Below are 17,508 nucleotides of genomic sequence, written 5' to 3'. Positions count from 1 at the left end.
GTTATGCATCTCCCTCCTACATCAACACCCCTCCTTCAGGCGTCTTCGTTTGAGGTAAATTGGTATCACCCATCATCTCTTTTAAATCAATCTCTATATTTTGACAAATGGCTGATACTGGGATATCGTTCTCCCGGTTGGAGAAGGGATCTTGTATTTCAACTGCGATCTGGTCAATTACAAGGAATATGAACGTAGCACAAAGGGCCACTGGAATAGTGAGGTATCCGAAAGCATCTACCATTCCGAAAGGAATCAGTATTGCGAAAAGATGCACTAAAAGCCAGGTAAAATAACTGTATGGTACAGGGAAAGGAGTATTTTTGATTCTCTCTGCTGCCCCGAGGTTATCTGTTAACTGATACAGGGTTTCCTCCACACGCATCAATTCAAAATCGGTAATATAATTATCTTTCTGGAGCTGCTTAACTGCATAGGTATTATGAAGCAACAGTAAATTGGGAATGTGAGACTTGACGATGATCTTCTCGTACTCATCGTCATAAAGCAGAGGTTCTATCAACACTGCACAATCCACTTGTCTTAAACGGCATGCCATGGCATGTACAAATGCAATTTGACGGTATATAAGGGATTTCACCAGTTCGCCTTCAACACCGGAGTCATGGCAAAAAGTAATCACTTGCCTGGCAAAACTTCGCGAATTATTTACTACCGCTCCCCAAATCTTTCGTGCTTCCCACCAGCGCTCATACGCAGCGCTAACCCTAAACCCCATCAATATGGAAAGAGCGATGCCTAGCATAGAGATTTCAGCATTTGAAATTGAAATATTAAAATTATAGCGTGTATAAAGAACGGCGACCGCAATAGATAAAGACAGATAAAAAATTAACCACTTCCAGACAAGCAGTATCACCTTGATGGCGCGGATGTTTGTTTCAATAATCATATGCTCCTAACAGGCATTTACGTGATCGGTTTTAAGAGCTAAGAGAAACTCTTAGATAACAGCGCAAATAAGAAAAGGATTCCTTAATTTCAGAATCCTCTAATTTCACTTTATACCGCCAAAGGCGGCGAAACAGGCATTTTTATGTAGAAGTTCAACATGCCTGAAGCCTACCTTCTTCATAAGATCCATTTGAAAATTTACAGACCTCGGACTATCTTCCCTTTCAATATAGGCAAGCACTTTTTCCCTATAATCCTTTCCTCCCAATCCTTCTAAAAAGTCGCCATAGTTATCTTTAAAGAGCTGCTGAATGGCTGGTACGTCATGAACAACTAAATCACATATCCAAAAGCTAGCACCAGGTTTGAGCGCACGGTATATCTTATTGAAAACCAATTCCCACTCACTGTCATCTCTTAGATGATGAAGAACAGATCCTGCCATGGCAACACAATATTCTTCCTCTGGCAAATCAACTTCACGAATATCTGACTGAAAGATATTGACGGTTCCCCCGGTTTCTTTAGTGATCCGTTCTTGTGCTTTTAGAAGCATTGGAAGGCTTAAGTCAATAAGAGTGCAGCTCAGTTGCGGGATCTTCCGGAGCATCTTCAGACTATAATTCCCGGCTCCGCAGCCAATGTCTAATAAACTTTTGGCTTTTGGCGTTAGGTAGCTGACAGCCTCAGTAATAATCTCCAGACAATATTGTGCATCTATAACTGTTTGCTGAGCAGTTTCCAGGTTCGAGAACCGTTCTACATCATTGTCGAATCTCGTCCTGATCTCCTCAACCGTTGATTTTGATGAATAATCTTCTTTCATATTAACTAAATTTTCTTTTGCCTAAACTAGAAGTAATGTTAATATTTGAAAAATACCATTTTTATCAAGTTATGATATTTACCAGGTATCAATAAATTGAACATGGAATTACGACATCTCTTATATTTCAAGACTGTGGCAGAACAATTGCATTTTAGAAAAGCTGCAGCGGCGCTTTTTATTTCACAGCCGCCACTAAGCCGGCAAATCAAAGAGCTGGAGGAAGAGCTGGGCGCACAATTATTTGTCCGGAGCAATAAGCGCGTTATATTAACAGATGCCGGTCAATATTTTAAAGGGGAAGTGGACGCTATTCTTGCAAGGCTGGAAGAAAGCAAGACTATAGTCCGGCAAATTCATCTTAGCGAAAGCGGCGAGCTGAAGATCGGTTATATAAGTTCCGTTTACGAACACCACCTAGCTGAAGTTTTGAAGACCATGCGGGAAGTCTTTCCTTATATCAGGACGAGCTTATATGAAGTCCCTACTGTGAAGCAGATTGAGGCTTTAGAACAGGGAAAACTGGACGTAGGCATATTAAGAGCACCGGTACATTCCGAAAAACTGAAATTGCATTCACTATTTTTTGATCCCTTTACAGTTGTTGTTCCATCAGCAAAAAAGAAGTTTACCAATCAGGATGATCTGGCAGGTTTTATTAAAGGAAGTCCTTTTATCTTCTTTAATAAAGATTATGCGCCTCACTATTATGATAAATTGGTAGAAATTTGCGAGCGACTGGGATTCAAACCTAACATCGTACATGAGGCCAATAATGTTCACTCCATCTTGCAGCTTATAGAAGCAGGTTTGGGAGTTTCTATTCTACCATCATCGCTGGAACAGCAATACTCCAACTTAAATGTGTCGTTTTTCAAGTTGAATGATATTCCGATCGCTACAGAAGTGATATTGGCGTATAAGAAGTCGAATTCCAGTCCGGCCTTGAAATGGTTTATCGATAAATATTCCTAAATTTTACTGGCTCTTGTAGTACCTAGCGCGGCTGCCAATTTCTTCTCCCGAAAGGTTCTAAATCACTATAATTGTAAGCATCAAAACAAAATGAAAGCAAAAACAGCCATTAAAATCTTACTGATAATCCTTGTTCTGGTAATAATTTTTCATTCGCTGATTCTGGGAGGAGCCATTCCGTATAAAATAACCTGGGGCGGCCGCTTAAAAACAGAAGAGGAGATGTATGTTTTTGAAAGTATTTCCATTCTGATCAATTTGTTCCTTGCTCTTATACTGGTAGCGAAAGGTCAATTCAGTCGGCTTAAACTCCCGCTGAAGTTTACGACGATCACATTATGGTTCTTTTTTGTTGTATTTGTGTTGAATACTATCGGAAACCTTTTCGCAGAAACTAACTTTGAGAAATGCTTTTCAATTCTTACTCTGATTTTCTCTGTTTTAATATTGGTGATCCTTCGGGAAAAGGAGGATAAAACATAAAAGTTGTGGAGCTATCTTTTCAAGAGCTAATATTGATTTGTGAAGGCTTTATGGTACACGCGGCACGCGTGCGCCAAGGGGCCTCAAAAACCGCATTGGCGTATGCTGGCGAACGCGTGTCGCGTGTGCCTAGATTTTTGCTTAGTCCACAGATTTTGGCACTGATCCCCTTTCTTTTATGGACGCAAAAAACAAAAACCGGCTTTACGTATATGTAAAGCCGGTTTTGGGTGGAATATGGGGCTCGAACCCACGACCTCCTGAACCACAATCAGGCGCTCTAACCAACTGAGCTAAAACCACCGTGTTATTATGATGCAAAAATAAGCCAATTATGGCATTATGCAAATTTATAGTACATTTTTTATTAACTGATTATCATCAATTTATAAATTCATCTTAAAAAAGATCAGCAATAAAAAGCTGCAGGCTGTTTTCAGAAGCCTAAATCTGAGCCCCAAACTTCTCCATTAGCTTAGCATAAACTCATAATATCCTTTTACCTTTGCCCCTTTATGATTGAACTATTCACAGACGGTGCCTCAAGTGGCAACCCTGGTCCGGGGGGCTATGGAACTATACTACGCGCAGGACCGCGTTATAAAGAACTTTCGGGTGGCTTTAGAAAAACCACAAACAACAGGATGGAGCTTTTGGCAGTGATTGTAGGGCTGGAAGCTTTAAAAAAACCAGGTCAGGAAGTACTTGTTTACTCAGACTCAAAATATGTGGTGGATGCTGTAGAAAAGAAGTGGGTGTTTGGATGGCTGAATAAGGGCTTCGCTGGAAAAAAGAACAAAGATCTTTGGCTCCGCTTTCTCCAGGTTTATAAATTACATAAAGTAAATTTTAAGTGGATCAAGGGACATGCCGGGCATCCCGAAAACGAGCGCTGCGACCGTTTAGCAGTCGCAGCGTATCAACAAAGAGATAAATTGTTGATTGATTCAGTTTTTGAAGCTGAATCTTCCAGAGGGGATGGATTGATCTAGTCGATCCCTCCTACCACTCCTAGCTTACTCAATACATTTTCTGTGATGGTGCCACCACCGTCTGCAACAGCTACAGGGCTGTCTATTTCAAACGCCTTTTTAGGCGCAATCTCAGGCGAGAAGTCACGCATCATTTCTTCCGCTTTGCGTACCATATTTTCTGAACCAAGGAATATAGCTGAACGCTGATGTAATGATTCAACTTCAAGATCCAGAATACGTTCGAAACCAGTAGTTGCCCTTCCGCCTGCCTGCTCAATGATAAACGCCATTGGATTACACTCGTATACCAACCTTAATTTACCTTTTGGCGCACTAGAAGTGGTTGGATAAATAAAGATGCCGCCTTTCAACAGATTTCGATGTAAGTCTGCAACCATAGATCCGATATAACGGGAGACGTAAGGACGGTTAGTTGCAGGATCTTCCACCTGGCAGTATTTTAGATAACGTTTAACTCCCGAAGGAAAATGCACATAATTTCCTTCGTTGATGGAATAAATATTTCCGTCTTTAGGTATGGTCATATTCGGATGAGAGAGACAAAACTCTCCGATGGACGGATCCAGGGTAAATCCATTTACTCCAACTCCTGTAGTATATACAAGCATGGTTGAAGAGCCATAAACTATATAACCTGCAGCCACCTGTTCTGTGCCATTTTGTAAGGCATCTTCAATAGTGGGTTTACCTTCAGTTGATTTTCGACGGTAAATTGAAAATATGGTTCCAACAGAAACATTCACATCTATGTTCGAAGAACCGTCAAGGGGATCAATAGCTACTATGTACTTTGCATTCTTAGATACTTCAGATTCAATATACACTGCATCATCGTTTTCTTCTGATACAATGATACAACATTCGCCTCCGCATGTAAGAGCAGAGATGAACTGTTCATTTGCATATACATCAAGTTTTTTTTGCGACTCGCCATGAGCGTTCTTGGTTCCAACTTCACCAAGGATATTAACAAGACCGGCTTTGTTCACTTCCCGGTTAACAATTTTGGCGGCAATAGCGATGTCTCTCAACAAACGCGATAATTCTCCCTTGGCATAAGGGAAGTCTTTTTGTTTTTCAATGATAAATTGACCTAAAGTTTTGACTGCTGACATAGTACTTAGTGTATTTTTTACATTATCTAATCCCCAATTCTATCGCTTCTAAGGTATGGATTTTTTCCTCAGAAATGCTGAATCTTAACAAAGAACGCATTTTGTGCCATCCTTGTTTGCCTGCAGCACCAGGATTTAAGTGTAAAGTACCGATTTTCTTGTCATATAAAACTTTCAAAATATGAGAATGTCCGGCGATGAACAATTTTGGGGGATTTTGATAGATTTCAGATTTTATTTTCGGATTATATTTTCCGGGGTAGCCACCTATATGAGTGATCCAAACATCTGTTTCTTCACATTTGAATCGCAGATGCTCTGGGTATACCAAACGAACATCTTTTCCGTCAATATTTCCATATACACCACGCAGAGGCTTAAATGCAGCTAATCTATCCGCGATTTCAATGGTTCCAAAATCGCCGGCATGCCATATTTCATCACATTGATCAAAATATTTAAATACAGCATCATCTAAATAGCCATGGGTGTCTGAAATTAATCCGATGCGTTTCATGTGAAAAATATCTAAAATATTGTAAAGAAGCTTCCCAATGCATTCACAAATTGTTGGGAATACTGATTGCGTGAAGCATAGATTACGAATGTACTGTGACTGGTGACTTGCTCCTGAAAGCTGAAGCTAACTAATTTCCTGTGAACTTCAGAATCGTCAAAGGACTTTATATCAACTTGCTCTACGAGATACAAACCTTCTTTCTCGGCCAATTCTCTGCAGATTAAAAATGTAGATGGTGGCAATATTAAAGTAAGCACCCCGCCGGCATTTAAATGTTTGGCCGATAGCTTTACCAGCGCTTCAAAAAAATCGTTCGTTGTGTGCCGCGCTGTTTGTTTATTCTTATCAGGATTTTTTAGAGAATCAAGAAAGAATGGAGGATTACTTACGATGAGATCGTACCTACTTTCTGGGTTGGCATTGAAGAATTCCTGGAATGCGAACGGAAACATGGTAAGCCTTCCTGCAAACACAGATCCCTTGAAGTTACGTTCGGCGGTAGCTGCTGCGACCTTCTCGATTTCAACCGCATCAACATGCGCTTCCGGAAATCTTTGTGCCAGCATCAGTGCAACTACTCCGGTGCCGGTACCAATATCAAGTATCCTCGCGGCATTCTCGCCTCCTGCCAGTGCGCCAAGGATACTGCCATCAGTATTGATCTTCATGGCACAGCCCGACTGATCAACTTCAAACTGCTTAAATCTGAAAATACTATTTTTCGTAGAGCTCAAGGGGAAGAAGATCTGGATCAGCAAAAAAAGTGAAGCGCTTGCCGGTTAATTCGTCAGTGCGGATGGGCTCAACTTCAATGTTGTTTTCTTTTAACTGCTCAACAGCCTTATCGATATCATCTGTCTGAAAAGCAAGGTGACGCAATCCGCGGGCTTCCGGCCTTGAGGGTCTTTCTGGGGTGCATGGAAAGGAAAAAAGTTCGATCTGTGCATCACCGATTTTCAAGTCGAGTTTGTAGGAGTCTCTTTCGTTGCGATAATATTCGGAGATTACTTCAAGGCCTAGAATTTGGGTGTAAAATTGTTTTGAACGCTCGTAATCTGAGCAGATGATGGCTATGTGGTGGATGGAGGTGATGTTGAGCATGTGTTGGATAGAAATCTACTTGCCTGTTGGCTATTTAATTTATCTTTTATTGATCGCTACAAAAATAGTATGATTTTTCGGCTCGGATATTATTTCGAACCCATAAGGCTCAAGCTTCTCTTTCAACCAACGTTCATTCAAGGGTGAGTGAAGTTCAATAACAATTGTTCTAATAGATCTGAGCCAATCCGTGTCCTGCTGAAATAAATAACTTTCAGCTCCCTCAATATCAATTTTTAAAAGATCAACTGTGTTCAAACCGTGCTCATGCATGATCTGTGGAATAGTGACGGTATTAACTGCACCGCTACTTCCTGTCGTATTTGTTTTGAAGTTATAAGGAGCTAAGCTTTCATCAAGGTAAACCGTACCTTTTTTATAATGGACCGCAGCCATATAAAAGTGGCACTGATTTGTTCCAATCCAATAGTTCAGATTTAGTTTTGCCACGGTAAGATTTTTTTCTGATGGTTCTACAAGAATGAGTTTTGACGGATTATATTTTTTTATGAAAAACAAACTGGAAAAGCCAACATTAGCACCCAGATCAATGATAGTATCTAATTTTTCATCGCTTATGGGAAGGTTGTACTGTTTCTCGACGAACACCTCGTTAAATATTAACAAGTCGCCTTGTGTTGGTCTAAACCAAAGCTTAGTCTTTTTATTGAAGATATTTAGCGTGAGCATCTTTATACGATGTCCGTCTTTTTTATTTACTCCTTTCAAATACGTTAAGCTTGCCAGTCGGAAAAACCAAAACAACTGAATTGTCTGGAAAATATTCTCAGAAAAACTTTTAAGAGTAATGTAGCGATTACAAAAACGGTTTAAAACTCGGATTAACACCATTATATATTTAAGTGGTAAAAATGATCGGTAATTACTGCAAATATTAAATGCGATGAAACTATCGCACCCTGCTCAATCATTGGTCAAAACCTGTTTTGCTTTCGATGAGATACAAAGGTCTTTGCTTCACTTCTCCGTAAATTCTTCCGATGTACTCCCCAATGATACCAAGAACAAGCAAGGTTACACCGCCTAAAAACATTACCGCTATAAAAAGCAATGTCCATCCAGGCACCCAATTTTTTGTAAGTACCCTATTTAAGAAGGCATAAATGATGCCTATTACGGAAAGCAGAGCGGTGCTGGCCCCGATCCATGAAGCGACACGCAACGGAACTAAGGAAAATGAAAAGATACCATCGGCAGCCAACTTTAGCAATCGCTTCATCGGATACTTTGAGTCGCCTGCAAACCGGCTATCGCGGTCATATAAAATTTCGCATTGCTTGAACCCTGCCCAACTGACCATACCCCGAACGTAACGGTATTTTTCGGGCATCATGTTTAAAATATCAATTACCCGGCGATCCACTAGACGGAAGTCGCCTGTGTTAACTGGTATTTCAATATCTGAAAGGACGTTAATGAAGCGATAAAAAAACTTTACCAACAATAATTTAAACCATCCTTTCTCTTTCCGGGTACGTCTCTTGCCATAAACCACCTGGAAATCTTTTTCCCACATCTGAATCATTTCAGGTATTAATTCAGGCGGATCCTGAAGATCAGCATCAATGACTATAGCTATGTTACCGCTACAATGAGCTAGGCCAGCCGAAATAGCGGGCTGGTGCCCAAAGTTTCGGGAAAAAGAAAGAATTTTTATCGCCTTGTCTTCCGATGCTATTTTTTCGAGATAGGTTAGCGTGTTGTCGGTACTACCGTCGTTAACATAAATTATTTCAAATTGAAACAGTACCAATTTTGATAAGACAGCTAATAACCGCTGATGAGTTTTCAAAATAACCGCCTCTTCATTATAGCAGGGAACAATTACAGATAATATTTTCATTCCTGGTTCTTTAATTGACTTGAAGTTTTAAGCACCCTCATTTCTGTAAAGATATAATACATCCATACCAGAAAAATGACATAAGACGCTACGATTGAGATATTAAAAAATGTGATTGTCCGCAATCCAGACCAGGCAAGCCATCCACCGTAAAGGAGGTTAAATGCATAAAAAGCATTAACTAACCAGAAAAGCACATACCAGGTTTTATCTTTTCGAAGAACAAAAACATAGAAAATAAAAAAGGGATATAGGTATCGCTCATGCATCTCGGGCAAAAGCATAAAGTAACTAAAACAAAGGATGGAAAACAGCCTGAAGATGTTCTCATTGTTCAGCTTTATTTTCAGGGTTTTAATCAAAATGAGGCTATATACTACCGCAAAACAGCTCAAAGCAAAGTGTCTTCTGGATATCAGGCCGAAAACGAGCGCATGGTTATCAGGGAATTGCAAATCATACTGAGCAAACATTCCCCACCAGATATTCAAGGCATTCACCGATATAAAATCATAACGACCGTAAGCTGTAAAACTTACCATAACCGGTGCCCAAAATTCTTTGCCCCCCAGCATAAAAGGCAGGTAAAGCGTCGAAGTAATAATTAAAGCGACCGAAACCAGCCTAAAAAACGAGGCCCAATTTTCCTTCCTGATTAAAATAATAAGACCGAAAAGAGGCAAAAACAACAAGGTCTGTGTTTTAAAAGCAATGCTTAACCCGATAAAAAGTCCCGATAAAAGGGGCTTGCGCCCTAAAAAATATACCAGAGATAGAACAAAAAGCAGAGTATACGTAACATCCATTTGTCCCCACAAATAGCCGTCTAATATACTGGCAGGATTAAAGAGCAAAAAGAATGTAATAAATGGATTTTTAAGCTCTTTGTGTAGCAGATAAATACATCCTGCCTCAATAAGTAGATTAGCAAAACGAATCCCTGTATACGCAAATCCGGGAATATTTATACCGTTGGGAATAAGTTCGATAATAGAAGTAACAATCTTTAGGATTATTGCTGTGAGCGGCAATACATCAAATTCAGCATAGGTGGGGATATTGTAAGAAGAAAATATAGGCAGATCTTTCAAAAAAATCATCCAATATTTATAAATTTCAAGATCGCTGTGCCCTATAAAGAAAAACCACATAAAGCGTAACAACACCGCAATCCAGATCGCTTTTTTGAACTGCTCAGGATTATCAACAGCGCTACTGATTTTATCTTTATAAAAAAAGGGATTAAAAAGATTGAAACGTATAAAGTTTGATATTTCCAAACTGGACGGCAATTTCATCAAAGTATTGGTTTAATGCATAAATATATTAACTGATATCAGATAAACTTCCTGAATATACTTTTTTTAACTTCCGGTATTGGAAAAATATTATCAAGGAAGTGGTTATCCATGAAAGGCTATTGGCCAGCGCTGCGCCATGTATTCCCATCTGAGGAACAAGCATCAAAGAGCATACAATTATGATGAGGGAACCTATTGCTGAAGACACCGTATTGAAATGAATTTTTTTAATCGCCGAAAAGTAATGGGAGATCACCATAGCGCCAGATAAAGCAATTACTCCCGGAGCGAGCAAAAGAATTACACACTTTATTTCTTTAAACTCCAAGCCGAAGACCTCGCGATATAGTCTAGCTGGCAGCAACAGAGCAATAATCAACATAGTTAAAGTTCCCAAAAAGGACATTTTAATCAACTTTTCGTTGTTCTTCAAGCCGCTCTCCTCTTTTCGCGAAACTTCACTATGATGAATCGTACTTATACTGCGACCAAACATCCACACTGCTTCTGTAAGACTGATTGCAAGGGAAAAGATGCCAAGTGCCGCCACTCCTAAAGTTTTCTCAACAATATAGAATGAAAACCTGCCATTGGCAAGCTGCATTATATTATTAAGTTCGTTAAGGCCACCAACATGAAAAAAAGTGCTGATTACTTCCCACTCAAAGTATCTGCCTGAAAAACGCTCACCTTTAAACGTAAAAAAAGAGCTAATACATAGAACGATGGTAAAACTCACATACAAAGAATTAAAGAAAAGACTGACTGAATGATGAGATTGAATCATCAATTGCAGGCCAAATACCGCGAAAACCATTGCGGGCTGCAATAAACGGCAGAAATTATAGACGGACACCCTATCCTTAGCTATCAGAATCTGCAGGTTATTGAGTATTATAGCTTGAAAAAAAGAAAGAACAATGGTATGAATAAAAAATGATGATTGTACGAGGGACAGCTTTTCCATTAAAAAACTACCCAGTAAAGAACAGATGATAGCCCAGGCTAGACTCGGAAAAAACACCCGGCTCACCCCGTAACGCGGAACAAGATAAACCAGGCCCGCTCCACCTACAATAGAGGTAAATATCTGAATTACTGAAATATTTATCAGAAACAAGCTAATAACCCCTCGCCCTTCAGCTCCTAAAAACCTCACTGTAAGCCAAACAGTTAATAAAGCTGTAAAAGCGCTGGCTAAACTCGTTTGAAAAGTATATACAATCTTCCTGAGCATCAATCAACATCTAAATCAACGAAACTTCGTTGTATATTTTTGAAATCCGTTTTGCAATCGTCGAATAATTATAATGTTCGATAGCATTTTTTGAGATCTTTTGCACGTTGTAAAGATCATAATTGTTGACGATCGAAGTAATCGCTTCTTCGAGCGCTTTTCCATCTTCAGAATGTATCAAAATTCCGTTTGAGGGATCTATAATTTCCTTTACACCTCCAACGTCTGTTGCGATAACAGGCAGGCCACAGCACAAAGCCTCAAGAATAACGCAGGGAAGGTTTTCAAACCGACTGAACATCAATAAGCACTGAGCTTTCCGCATGTAAACAGCCACATCTTTATAAGGAACTTCCCCCTTTACCTGTACTGCGCCCCTTAAAAGCTCTGATTTGTCAATCATCAATTGCAGGCTCGCTCCCACCGGCCCTACTAGCCATAATTCTGCAAGAGTCCCTTTCTTTAACACCGATTCAAACGCACGTAAGATACCTTCCGGATTTTTTTGGTATTCCATGGAGGATACGTGTAAAAAACGCAGTTTCTTCCCTTTTTCAATCCCTGAACATTGATTCTCAGGAGATATTTGCGGACTAAAAATACGAGTATTCACAACATTGGGAATAACCGTTTGCTGCACGGCAGGTGCCCAAGGTTTTATTTGACGGGCTAAAGCATCTGCAACAGGCATCAGATGATCAACGCTTTTGTATAGCTTTTTAATCAGGTTTTGTATCAAACCAGGATATTGGTACAGGTTATGGGCTGCATAGTCATAAAAAGCAGTCCAGTGCTCCGTCATCACAATACGCAGCCGGTATTTTTTCTTAATCCAGGGCGCTAAAATGCCAGCATATAGGATCACATACATATGAACGAGAGAAGGAAGTCCATACCTGGAAATAATTTTCCTGATATAATATTTAGTTATTATATAATAACTAAATACTGAAATGTACTTGCCGATAACTGGCAGATTCAAGCCCGGGTAATAGACTTTACAGGTTATCAAGTTTTCAGTGTGCGACCATGTGGTATCGATTTGCCAACCTTTTTCCTTCTTTACTACGTATAACACAATTTGGTCAACTTCTGATGATAGAGCATTTACTGTTCTTTCATTGAAATCACCATTGAAAGGATGCACTTTGCTAGGATACCAGCTGGGTAATACTAATACGTAAGTTTTTTTTTTCTGCATTAAGCACTCAGCACTAAATGGGTAAACTAAAAATATTAAATTTGGTGAAGTATGAAATTTAAGCTTCTTCTTTTTTTTACTTTATTACCTTCCTGTTTGATTTTTTCTCAAACCCCTTATGGTAATGATTGGATTAATTTTTCTCAAACTTACTATAAAATTAAAATTAGCAAAGACGGAGTTTACCGGATAACACAAAATCAGCTTCAACAGGCGGGACTGCCGGTTTCGGAGATAAATCCAAAAAACATTCAATTATTTTCTAAAGGTCAACAGATCGCCCTATTTATATCGGGTGAAGGTGATGCTCAACTGGATGTGGGCGATTATTTAGAATTTTATGCTTCTAAAAATGATGGCAAACTAGATAAACCTTTGTACGCTGATCCGGCAAACCAGCCACACGACTATTACAGCTTGTACACGGACACGGCAGCTTATTTTCTGACATGGTCAAACTCAGTTCCTGGCAAACGCTTTACTGGTTTCACAGGCATTTCGACTGGTTTAACGGCCGAATCTTATTTTATGCATACTGAGGTTAGTTTCTTTACTGACGGCGGTTACTATCCGGGAGCCTACATTTTGGCAGAAACCAGTCTTTCCGAATATACTGCCGGAGAAGGAATCCTAGGTTCAACAATCCATCATGCCAGCTCCCAGATAAAGGCCCTTTCCACCCCATTTTTGTTTTCAGGAGCTGCCTCAATCGATGTCGAAGCTTATGTAGCCGGACGTTCGAACTCCCAAACAGGGAACACAAACAACCATCATCTGCGCATCGAAGTAAGTAAGGACGGTAGTAATTTCGTAACTAAAAGAGACATATTGTATAGAGAATACAATGTCGTGAGGGACAAGTTCAACCTAGGAGCTAACGAATTAGGCGGCACCACATATTTCCGTTTTTCAGCTGTAAAAGATCTTGCAGCAAGTTCCACCTATGCCAATTACACTGATTACCAGGCTCCTGGTTATTTAAAAATTCAATATCCAAGACAATACAATCTACAGGGTCAGCAATTTTTGAAATTTACGTTGAAAGGATTTCAAACAGAAAACACCTCCCTGATAAGATTTAGCAATTCCTCCTTAATCACGCCCATTGTTTTAGATTTGACTAATAATATAAGAATCGAAGCCAACCAAAGTAACGGAATATTAGAAGCTATCGTTCCTGGTGCCGGAAACGATAAAGAAATATTTGTTTATGATCATTCGAATTTTGGGACGCCTGAAATTACGCCGGTAAACTTTGTAAACTTTTCGCCTTCTAATTCCGATAAAAACTTTTTGATTGTTACACATACCTCACTTTTAGCTAAAGCCCAGGAATATGCAGACTACCGTGCTCAGACCGGATACAAACCTCTAGTTGTTACCACTGACCAGCTTTACAATCAATTTTATTATGGCATTCACCACCCTTTAGCTATCCGGCATTTCTGTAAATATCTAATAGAAAAAGCAGCTCGAAAACCGGAATATCTGCTCTTATTAGGCAAGGGTAAATCTCATTTCTTTTTAAGAAACGAATTTGAAAAGGACCTGGTGCCCGGTATCGGCAATCCCCCATCAGACAATATGTTAACAAGCGGATTGGACGGAACCGTATGGGAACCGGCCATTTCAACGGGTCGAGTCGCTGCTCAAACACCTGCTGAAGTTGAAATCTATTTAAATAAATTGAAGACGTATGAACAACAACCTGATTCGATCTGGAGAAAAAATTTCATTCATGTTAGTGGAGGCAACACAGTGTATGAGAACACACAGTGGTCAGGCTTTCAAAACAGCTTTCTTCGTGAAGCAGCTAAAGAAAGTTTTGGAGCAAAAGCAATAAATTTTCAAAAGAATGTGTCTGAACCTATTACAGATAACCTGAAGAATAAAATAGTAGCTAGCATTAACAAGGGAGCTGGCTTGCTCTCTTTTTTTGGACATGGTAGTGCTCAAGCAACCGAAGTTAACTTCGGAGAACCGGAAGAACTTCAGAACCAAAACAAATTGTTAGTCTACATGATTAACGGTTGTAACGCAGGAAACCCTTTTACTCAAATTTCGCTTGGAGAAAAGATGATCTTCCAGCCATGGAAAGCAGCGATCGGTTGGCTGGCCACTTCCGATGAAGGGGTAGCTAGCTATTTGGGTAATTTCAGCACAATTTTATACCGCAATTTATTTAAAAATAATTACGGCAAATCGATCGCTGAGAATTTGAAGGCAACCATAAAAAGCTATCAGAACAGTAGTGATATTTTGAACCGGACACATTCAAGGCAATATTTATGGCAGGGGGATCCTGCTTTAAAATTCTATAGTCCAACAAAACCTGATTATTATCTGGAAAATAAAGACTTATTTATCTATCCCGAAAATATTACAGCAGCAAGCGATTCATTTGCAGTGGCAATCATTACAAAAAACCTTGGCAAAGCCCTGAACTCCCCACTAAGTGTTTCTGTCAAACACACATTGCCAGACAATACCATACTCACCTACCCTGCCCGGACTTTTGATCCGGTATATAATACAGACACACTATTTTTTTATATCAAAAGAGAGAATTTGAAACTTGGTGGGAGCAACAAATTTACCATAAGCCTGGACGCAAATAATAGTTTTGATGAATTGAACGAAGTAAATAATACCGCTAGCTTCAACTTTATTATGCCTTCGAATGGAGTAACCATTCTTTCCCCTCTAGTAAATAGTATTATATCAAACCCTTCTGTGGAATTAAAAGCACAGGCATCAAACTTATTTTCTAACGACATTGAGTTCAATTTTGAAATCGACACCATTCGTTCATTCAACAGCGGATGGAAGAAATCTTCAGGGAACGTCACACAAAATAATATTGCAACCTGGCAACCTGGCATTTCGCTCGAAAATCATAAGGTTTACTATTGGAGGGTCAAATTGGCTGGTTCTGAAGATTCCTGGCAGGATGCCTCTTTTACTTATATTGAACAAAGCCCCAACGGATGGAATCAATCCCATAAAAATCAGTTTGAAGATTTATCGTTCAAAGGTACGCATTGGATAAGTGACCATGGAAGAGTGGCATTTAATAATACTACGTTTATTACTAATATACAAACCTTGGGTGATGATGTAACATCAGGCGAAGAAAGAGCATACCGTTCTGATCCTGGCGGGAGACTCGGTTTTGGAGATACTAATTTTACAGGAGTCAGCATTATCGCTTTAAATCCGTCAACACTGACAACATTTACCTATACTTCTGCATTTAATATTCCAGGAGAATTTGTCAATTCCGGAGAGTTCCATTTCAACATCAATAACTCTATTGAAGTGGACAGCTTAATTCGTTATATCAATAATATCCCTGCGAATTACTATGTAGTCGGTCATAACGGGAGGAATATTTCGCTGAAAGACCTTTCCGCTCAAGCTAAAACCGCACTTCAATCCGTAGGTTTAAGTACCTTCCAATCTGTTGGTCCCGGTGAGCCATATATGTTCTGGGGGCAAAAAGGTAGTGCACCAGGCACTGCAATTGAAATAACTGCCGATCCCAATTCCAGCACTCCTGCCCGAAGACAGGTCATTAAATTTCAAAAAGAATATTACTACCCTTTTACACAGGGATCGTATGCGTCCGAATTGGTAGGACCATCAAAAAAATGGGAGAGCTTACAATATGAGTTTGAGGCAGATGCCTACGACGAACTGTCACTAAACATCATCGGCGTCAAAGAAAATGGGGTAGAGAGCAACCTGATTCAGAGAAGTTCAGTATCTGAATCAGTTGATTTAAGCGACATTGACGCCAACGAATATCCCTTTTTGAAATTCAATGTTTCTTTAGCGGATAAAACAAACAGAACTCCGGCGCAATTAAAATCCTGGAAAGTTTTATATGATGGGTATCCCGAGGGGTCGATAAACACATCTCTAAAAAATAACTTTTACACTCCGGTCATCCAGGAAGGAGATACTGTAAAATGGGAACTTGCCTATCAAAATATTTCATCAATTAAAACCGATTCAATCACTACCTTTTATACATTAACCAAATCCGACCGCAGCGCTACGACGACTTACATTGATACGTTCGCCCCTCTGAACCCCGGTGATAGTACAAGCGTGACGGTGAAGATCCCAACCAAGGGCTTAAAAGGCAGCAATACCCTTAAAATAGAATTCAAACCCAAGGACGACAAGGATAGACAACAGTCAAACAACTATCTGAACCAATTTTTCACGGTTATCAATGATAATCGAGCGCCTCTTGTGAATGTCCTTTTCGATGGAAAAAACATTATCAACAGCGAATTAGTGTCGCCAAAACCTGTTATTAACATCAGCGTTTTAGATGACAGCAAATATTTTAAAATTGCCGATACCTCTTCTGTAGAGATTTCTCATAAAAAGCAGGAAGAGAGTGATTCAGAATACAAACGAGAGTATTTCTCATCCAGCAAACTAAGCTTCACGCCGTCCACCAGTACTGTCAATAACAAAGCCGTTATTGAATATCGCCCAGACCGGTTTGAGGATGGTACATACACTTTAAAGGTTCGTGGTAAGGACGCTTTAGGAAACTACAATGAAACTACTGATTACCAAATTGATTTTGAAGTAGTAAACGAATCGAGTATATCTAACTTTTATCCGTACCCCAATCCTTTTACAACAAGTATGAAATTTGTTTTCACCCTTACGGGTGACAAAATTCCTGACAAATTAAAAATACAAATACTTACAGCTACCGGTAAAATAGTAAGAGAGGTATTGAAAGAAGAACTTGGAGATTTGAGAATAGGTAATAACATCTCACAGTTTACCTGGAACGGAACTGATCAATTCGGTGATCGCCTGGCTAATGGAGTTTATTTTTACAGGGTTCTGGTCGAAAACAATGACAGTACAGCAATAAAACACAGAAGCACCGCAGGCGATAAATTTTTCAAAAACAACTTTGGTAAAATCTACCTGATGAGATAAT

The 17,508-nt window shown here is 39.5% G+C and carries 15 protein-coding genes and 1 tRNA gene; 4 read left to right on the top strand and 12 right to left on the bottom strand.

Annotation, left to right across the window (positions count from 1 at the left end; translation table 11 throughout):
• Positions 1-16 precede the first annotated feature (16 nt).
• Both J3P37_RS12805 and J3P37_RS12800 read right to left on the bottom strand, forming a co-directional pair.
• A complete protein-coding gene (locus tag J3P37_RS12805; RefSeq protein ID WP_256011615.1) occupies positions 17-913 on the bottom strand; it encodes a bestrophin family protein in 897 nt (298 codons plus the stop codon).
• Positions 914-1,018: 105 nt separating this feature from the next.
• Positions 1,019-1,741: a class I SAM-dependent methyltransferase gene (locus J3P37_RS12800; RefSeq protein WP_256011613.1), complete on the bottom strand. Its 723-nt coding sequence runs from the start codon at positions 1,739-1,741 to the stop codon at positions 1,019-1,021.
• A gap of 102 nt (positions 1,742-1,843) precedes the next feature.
• Between J3P37_RS12800 and J3P37_RS12795 the strand changes: the two genes are divergently transcribed.
• Complete coding sequence (locus tag J3P37_RS12795) at positions 1,844-2,716, top strand: LysR family transcriptional regulator (RefSeq protein WP_256011612.1); 873 nt, start codon at positions 1,844-1,846, stop codon at positions 2,714-2,716.
• 90 nt (positions 2,717-2,806) lie between these two features.
• Entirely contained in the window at positions 2,807-3,199 is a 393-nt protein-coding gene (locus J3P37_RS12790) for a hypothetical protein (RefSeq protein WP_256011611.1), read from the top strand.
• A gap of 228 nt (positions 3,200-3,427) precedes the next feature.
• On the opposite strand, the gene J3P37_RS12785 is transcribed toward J3P37_RS12790, so the two are convergent.
• Positions 3,428-3,503, bottom strand: a tRNA-His gene (locus J3P37_RS12785).
• 211 nt (positions 3,504-3,714) lie between these two features.
• On the opposite strand from J3P37_RS12785, the gene rnhA reads away from it, so the two are divergent.
• Positions 3,715-4,191 (top strand): ribonuclease HI, encoded by a 477-nt coding sequence (gene rnhA, locus J3P37_RS12780; protein WP_256011610.1) that lies wholly within the window; start codon positions 3,715-3,717, stop codon positions 4,189-4,191.
• On the opposite strand, the gene fbp is transcribed toward rnhA, so the two are convergent.
• The 9 genes from fbp to J3P37_RS12735 form a co-directional block, all read right to left on the bottom strand.
• Positions 4,188-5,309: a class 1 fructose-bisphosphatase gene (gene fbp / locus J3P37_RS12775; protein WP_256011608.1), complete on the bottom strand. Its 1,122-nt coding sequence runs from the start codon at positions 5,307-5,309 to the stop codon at positions 4,188-4,190. The two genes, rnhA and fbp, sit on opposite strands and share 4 nt — an antisense overlap.
• A 22-nt stretch (positions 5,310-5,331) precedes the next feature.
• Positions 5,332-5,826 (bottom strand): metallophosphoesterase family protein, encoded by a 495-nt coding sequence (locus J3P37_RS12770; RefSeq protein ID WP_256011606.1) that lies wholly within the window; start codon positions 5,824-5,826, stop codon positions 5,332-5,334.
• Positions 5,827-5,837: 11 nt separating this feature from the next.
• A complete protein-coding gene (locus J3P37_RS12765; RefSeq protein ID WP_256011605.1) occupies positions 5,838-6,563 on the bottom strand; it encodes a tRNA1(Val) (adenine(37)-N6)-methyltransferase in 726 nt (241 codons plus the stop codon).
• Positions 6,544-6,930, bottom strand: a complete 387-nt coding sequence (gloA2, locus tag J3P37_RS12760; RefSeq protein ID WP_256011603.1) for an SMU1112c/YaeR family gloxylase I-like metalloprotein — start codon at positions 6,928-6,930, stop codon at positions 6,544-6,546. The genes J3P37_RS12765 and gloA2 overlap by 20 nt, the downstream gene beginning before the upstream one ends.
• Before the next feature lie 39 nt (positions 6,931-6,969).
• A complete protein-coding gene (locus J3P37_RS12755; protein WP_256011602.1) occupies positions 6,970-7,659 on the bottom strand; it encodes an FkbM family methyltransferase in 690 nt (229 codons plus the stop codon).
• Between the two features lie 199 nt (positions 7,660-7,858).
• A complete protein-coding gene (locus J3P37_RS12750) occupies positions 7,859-8,794 on the bottom strand; it encodes a glycosyltransferase family 2 protein (RefSeq protein ID WP_256011600.1) in 936 nt (311 codons plus the stop codon).
• Positions 8,791-10,092: a glycosyltransferase 87 family protein gene (locus tag J3P37_RS12745; protein ID WP_256011599.1), complete on the bottom strand. Its 1,302-nt coding sequence runs from the start codon at positions 10,090-10,092 to the stop codon at positions 8,791-8,793. The genes J3P37_RS12750 and J3P37_RS12745 overlap by 4 nt, the downstream gene beginning before the upstream one ends.
• Positions 10,093-10,120: 28 nt before the next feature.
• Positions 10,121-11,332, bottom strand: a complete 1,212-nt coding sequence (locus J3P37_RS12740; RefSeq protein WP_256011598.1) for a lipopolysaccharide biosynthesis protein — start codon at positions 11,330-11,332, stop codon at positions 10,121-10,123.
• Positions 11,333-11,342: 10 nt separating this feature from the next.
• Positions 11,343-12,533 carry a glycosyltransferase gene (locus J3P37_RS12735; RefSeq protein WP_256011596.1) on the bottom strand — a complete coding sequence of 397 codons (1,191 nt, stop codon included), beginning with the start codon at positions 12,531-12,533 and terminating at the stop codon, positions 11,343-11,345.
• Between the two features lie 51 nt (positions 12,534-12,584).
• Between J3P37_RS12735 and porU2 the strand changes: the two genes are divergently transcribed.
• Positions 12,585-17,507, top strand: coding sequence for a putative type IX secretion system sortase PorU2 (porU2, locus tag J3P37_RS12730; RefSeq protein WP_256011594.1), 4,923 nt, complete (start codon positions 12,585-12,587; stop codon positions 17,505-17,507).
• The last annotated feature ends 1 nt before the right edge of the window (position 17,508 follow it).

This window comes from Desertivirga xinjiangensis (assembly GCF_024436435.1).
GTDB lineage: Bacteria > Bacteroidota > Bacteroidia > Sphingobacteriales > Sphingobacteriaceae > Desertivirga > Desertivirga xinjiangensis.
Note: the sequence above shows the minus strand (reverse complement) of the source record. Positions and strands in the feature narration are given on the sequence as shown.

Bases quoted from the DNA above. Each gene is read 5' to 3' on its own strand.
- J3P37_RS12805 (WP_256011615.1), bottom strand. From the start codon at position 913: ATGATTATTGAAACAAACATCCGCGCCATCAAGGTGATACTGCTTGTC.
- J3P37_RS12800 (WP_256011613.1), bottom strand. From the start codon at position 1,741: ATGAAAGAAGATTATTCATCAAAATCAACGGTTGAGGAGATCAGGACG.
- J3P37_RS12795 (WP_256011612.1), top strand. From the start codon at position 1,844: ATGGAATTACGACATCTCTTATATTTCAAGACTGTGGCAGAACAATTG.
- J3P37_RS12790 (WP_256011611.1), top strand. From the start codon at position 2,807: ATGAAAGCAAAAACAGCCATTAAAATCTTACTGATAATCCTTGTTCTG.
- rnhA (WP_256011610.1), top strand. From the start codon at position 3,715: ATGATTGAACTATTCACAGACGGTGCCTCAAGTGGCAACCCTGGTCCG.
- fbp (WP_256011608.1), bottom strand. From the start codon at position 5,309: ATGTCAGCAGTCAAAACTTTAGGTCAATTTATCATTGAAAAACAAAAA.
- J3P37_RS12770 (WP_256011606.1), bottom strand. From the start codon at position 5,826: ATGAAACGCATCGGATTAATTTCAGACACCCATGGCTATTTAGATGAT.
- gloA2 (WP_256011603.1), bottom strand. From the start codon at position 6,930: ATGCTCAACATCACCTCCATCCACCACATAGCCATCATCTGCTCAGAT.
- J3P37_RS12750 (WP_256011600.1), bottom strand. From the start codon at position 8,794: ATGAAAATATTATCTGTAATTGTTCCCTGCTATAATGAAGAGGCGGTT.
- J3P37_RS12745 (WP_256011599.1), bottom strand. From the start codon at position 10,092: ATGAAATTGCCGTCCAGTTTGGAAATATCAAACTTTATACGTTTCAAT.
- J3P37_RS12740 (WP_256011598.1), bottom strand. From the start codon at position 11,332: ATGCTCAGGAAGATTGTATATACTTTTCAAACGAGTTTAGCCAGCGCT.
- J3P37_RS12735 (WP_256011596.1), bottom strand. From the start codon at position 12,533: ATGCAGAAAAAAAAAACTTACGTATTAGTATTACCCAGCTGGTATCCT.
- porU2 (WP_256011594.1), top strand. From the start codon at position 12,585: ATGAAATTTAAGCTTCTTCTTTTTTTTACTTTATTACCTTCCTGTTTG.